Genomic DNA, 4,157 nt, shown 5'->3' on the forward strand with positions numbered 1-4,157 from the left:
GGCCCCGCTCTCATGCCCGGCCAGCCAGAAGATCACCCGACCGAGTCGACGACCTCGAACTCACGCTCACCGAGATCGATACTGCAACGGCTTCTCAGGTCAGGTCAGGTCAGGTCAGGTCAGGTCAGGTCAGGTCAGGTCAGGTCAGGTCAGGTCAGGTCAGCCTGCTCACCTGTATTCGCCTAAAACCTATTGACTCTGGATATATGCCTTGTATCATTGTCAATAGCCCACAACACCGAAAGATTTGCAAAGTCGACGAGGACGTCTAGTTGACGGAGCGAACTCGGACAGGATGTGGTTCAGGCCCCCGGCAAGTCGGCGCGATACCGGGACGGCAGTGACGACTGCAGCCCCAGGACACGTGCAGAGCTACCGGGGACTGTTTTGCCCCCGGAGTCTTCGTACCGCCGCCTGACCTCGGTACTCACTCGGGTGTGGGACGACACCGCTCGGCGCCGGACCGCGGTCCCGGTCATCCGGGCTCTCTCCTGATGCATGCAGCCCGAAGATCACGGACCGGATGATCCTGATGGTGGTGTCGAGATCGTCCCGGGTCCGGGCCAGTCGCTCCGCGGCCTCAGGGCGCTTCACAAGCGGCTGGGCGCCCTGCGGGTCCAGACCCGATGCGAACAGCCGCTGGACAACGATGCCGAAGGGGTCGTAAAGATCCGCTCCCGTTCGCGCAGCTGGGCGACCTGCTCCGATTTCTGCCGCCGGTCTGCCAGCTCCATCGCCACGGCCACGTGTCCCGCGAAGTCGGCCGGCGGGCGGGTCTCGGTCGTGCCGAGGACCGGGCGCCCCTCGCGGCGCACGAGGAGCAGCACGCCGTGGACTGTCCTGCCCGAACCGATCGGGACGGCCACTGCGGGCCCGAATCCCGTCCATCGTCCGTCCGGCGTTCTCGGCAGCAGTTCGCGGATCGTGCACGACATCACTGGTCACCACGGCTTCGTAGCCGCTGACCGCCGCCGCGAGAGATCCGTCCCGTGCCGAGATACGAACTCCTCCAGCCTGTGGTCCTCACCGATCACTCCTACCGCCCCCTACTCGGCGTCCACCAGTGCGCCCGCCGCCTCGGCGACCTGCCGCAGCACCTGAGGCAACCCTGGCCCACGGTCAGTAGCCAGGATCGCCTCCGGCAGTGTGCGCACACGGTCCAGGTCCCACGGATCGCGTTGACGCGCACCTGCACCCCGTCCAGTACCTGGTCCCGGCGCAGTCTCAGCGGCTCGTCTCCGTGCATGCTGTCCGCGCTCACCACGCCCCTCCGTCTCGCGTCCGCTCGACGAACCGGCCTCGGCTCCCACGGCGGGACGGTGCAGCTCCCCGGGCCAGACGAGCAGCCAGCCGCCATGGTCGGCGGGATGGATCCCGGTTCCGGCGCCGACTGCGGTTCTCGTGGCGGCGCTGATCGCGACCAAAAGGTCGTTCCGTGGCTGTTGGCCGTCCTGCATGATCAGGGACACAACGACGCTGGTGCCCCTACTCACCACGCCCGTTCACTTGCTGCGGGTCGAACACGGCGGCGACGCCATCGCGCTGGCGGGCTTCGTCACGCCGCCGCCTTGTTACGGGAGGCCGACGATGTGGCTGCGGCGCACCCGGCAGGCCACCGGCTGGGGCACAGGCCAGGGCCGAGAGGCTCGCCATCCGGCGGTTCGGTGCCGGAGCTGCCGTTGCCCCGTGGGCCACCGCGGAGCCGGTCCACCGACCAATGGCTCCCGCGCACCGCACATGTGTGGCCACATGGCGTCCTCGTCTTGCGGATCCTTCGCACATCGCCCGCAACAGCTCTAGCGCTCTGACCGGGAAGGTTCACCGGTCCGCGGAGGGCTCGGCACAGCAACTCGCGTGTCGTCTCCCACTTGGCCGGTTGCCCTGGCGGAGGGTTCGTTCACGGCCGGCGGTCTCCAGGGCGGTGAGTCATCGGCTCACCAGGCAGGGCGGATCGGTCCCGGCGGTGCAAGGAGTGTCAGGTCGGCAACAAGTTCGCTGAAGCGCGCCTGGCCCAGTACTTCTCGCCACGGTGCGACGGCAACCCGGGCTGCCTGGTCGGCGGCGCGCGTAGCGGCCCAGCCGGTCTCGGTCAGTCCCAGGAGGCGGGCGCGGGCATCGTGCGGGTGTGGATGCCGCTCCACGTACCCCTTTCGGACCAGCTCCTCGACCAGCTGGGCGGCGGCCTGCTTGGTCACCCCCAGGTGCTCGGCCAGGTCGGCCGTGGTGGCGCCGCCTACAGAGATGCGGGCGAAGGCAAAGCCGTGTGCGGGTCGTAGGTCCTCGAATCCCTGCTGGGACACGCTGGTGTGGATTTCCTGCACCAGCTGTCCGGAGAGTGCCAGCACGAGTGCGGAGAAGGCCAGGGCGTCGTCCATGGGCTTGACTATAACTCGTCAAGCCGCTTGTCTATTTAGACAAGTAACTTGTCTATAGGAAGGCTGGAGCATGCCGTTCATCCGCAGTGACGAGGCCGCCGTACACGAGATTCACGGTGGCCGTTTCGTTTCCTACGTCCGTCCGGACACCGGCAGCCGGGACCTCGCCGCCTGGCGCGTCGAGATCCCGGCCGCAATGGTGGGGCCGACCCACACGATCAGCGACGAGGAGGCCTTCTACGTCCTCTCCGGTCGCCTCCGACTCACCATCGACGGTGAGAGCGCCGAACTCCGCGCAGGTGACGCGGCAGTGGCACCTGCAGGCTCCGAACTGGCGGTCGCCAACACCACCGACCAGCCCGCCCACATGTGGGTCACCACACGGGTCGGACTCACCGCCAAACTGGCTGACGGCAACACCATCACACCACCCTGGGCTCACTAGTGTGCTGGTGACCGCGTAGATTCGCCGGGTTCTTCAGGCTGCGGTGGCGAGGGGGCGTCCGCCCCAGCGGATGCCCTTTTCGCTTCGGATGCGGGCGCGTTCCTTGCGTTCGGCGGCCAGGACGTCGCGGTGACGGGCATTGGCGTTGCGCCACCGCAGATAGGCGTGGAGTGCCCGGGTCTGCACGGTGTGGCCGGGATGGTTGGAGTTGGCGATGGTGAACTGCCGCAGCGGTCCGAAGTGGGCCTCGATGGAGTTCGCCCACGAGGCGTAGGTCGGGGTGAAGCACAACTCGAGCTTGTTCTTCTTCGCCCAGCGGCGGATGTCGGTGCCCTTGTGGGCGGAGAGATTGTCCAGGATCACGTGGATCGGGGCGCCGTCGGGCCGGGCAGCGCGGATGGACTTCAGCGCGGCCAGCGGGTCGGCGGCGCCCTTCTTGCGCCTGTTGACGCCCCATGGCCGGTCGTCGCCGACCGCGTAGCAGCCGTGGAAGTACCGCACGCCGTGGATGCGGTGGCAGGTGGCGGGCAGCCGGTCGGGGCGTTTGCGCGCGGCCCAGCCCGAGCCCGCGGTGGGGCGGATGCCGAGCGGGCCGAACTCGTCGAAGGCGAAGACCCGGTCCGGGAAGCGGTCGAGGACTTCCTCGATCCGGTCCAGTTTCGCCTCGCGTTCGAGGTCCGGGGATTCCTTCCAGGTCTTGGTGCGCTGGAAGGTGACGCCGCGGCGGGCGAGCAGGCATCGTAACGCCTCGCGGCCGATGAGGATCATCCGGCTGTGAACTTTGCGCAGGTAGGCGACGAGTTTGCGCAGGGACCAGCGAGTGAAGGGCCGGCCGAGCTCGGTGGGGCGGGTGGTGGCCGTCTGGATGACGAAGGCCTCGTCGTCAGGGGTGAGCAGGCGGGGACGGCCTCCCGCCCACTGAGGACCCAGGCAGGCCGGGCCGATCTCGTTGAACCGATGAATCACATCGCGCACGGTGTCCTCATCGTCCTGCACCAGCTGGGCGATCACCGGAACCCGGTTCCCGCCGGCCGAGGCCGGCATCATCATCGCGCGCCGATGGCGCACCGAACTGGTGCTGCCCCGGCGCACGATCTGCTGCAGCTTCTGCCCTTCCTGGCCGGTCGGTCTGCGCACACGGACGGGCTCGGCCACCGCGCCTCCAGCGGTCGGATCGGACGTCACCCCACATCCAACCGTCACGACCGCCAACCCGGCGAACCTATGCGGTCACAGCACTAATACTCCAGCAGCGGTTCGTGTCCTGAACTGCGTTTTCGGTAGTGGCAGCTGCGGGCGATGGCCTGGCGACGTCTTCTCCAGGCCGACCAGTTCAG

General features: G+C 67.9%; 4 protein-coding genes. 1 reads left to right on the forward strand and 3 read right to left on the reverse strand.

The annotated features are described in order from the left end of the window. Positions 1-590: 590 nt before the first annotated feature. Complete coding sequence (locus ACWCXX_RS40685; RefSeq protein ID WP_451136277.1) at positions 591-935, reverse strand: hypothetical protein; 345 nt, start codon at positions 933-935, stop codon at positions 591-593. 999 nt (positions 936-1,934) lie between these two features. After that, positions 1,935-2,375: a MarR family winged helix-turn-helix transcriptional regulator gene (locus tag ACWCXX_RS40690; RefSeq protein ID WP_451136279.1), complete on the reverse strand. Its 441-nt coding sequence runs from the start codon at positions 2,373-2,375 to the stop codon at positions 1,935-1,937. 70 nt (positions 2,376-2,445) lie between these two features. On the opposite strand from ACWCXX_RS40690, the gene ACWCXX_RS40695 reads away from it, so the two are divergent. Further along, entirely contained in the window at positions 2,446-2,820 is a 375-nt protein-coding gene (locus ACWCXX_RS40695; RefSeq protein WP_451136281.1) for a cupin domain-containing protein, read from the forward strand. Between the two features lie 33 nt (positions 2,821-2,853). Here ACWCXX_RS40695 and ACWCXX_RS40700 read toward each other — a convergent pair whose 3' ends face one another. Then, positions 2,854-3,975: an IS630 family transposase gene (locus ACWCXX_RS40700; protein ID WP_451136283.1), complete on the reverse strand. Its 1,122-nt coding sequence runs from the start codon at positions 3,973-3,975 to the stop codon at positions 2,854-2,856. Positions 3,976-4,157: the final 182 nt, after the last annotated feature.

It is taken from the genome of Streptomyces sp. NPDC001732 (genome assembly GCF_053596315.1).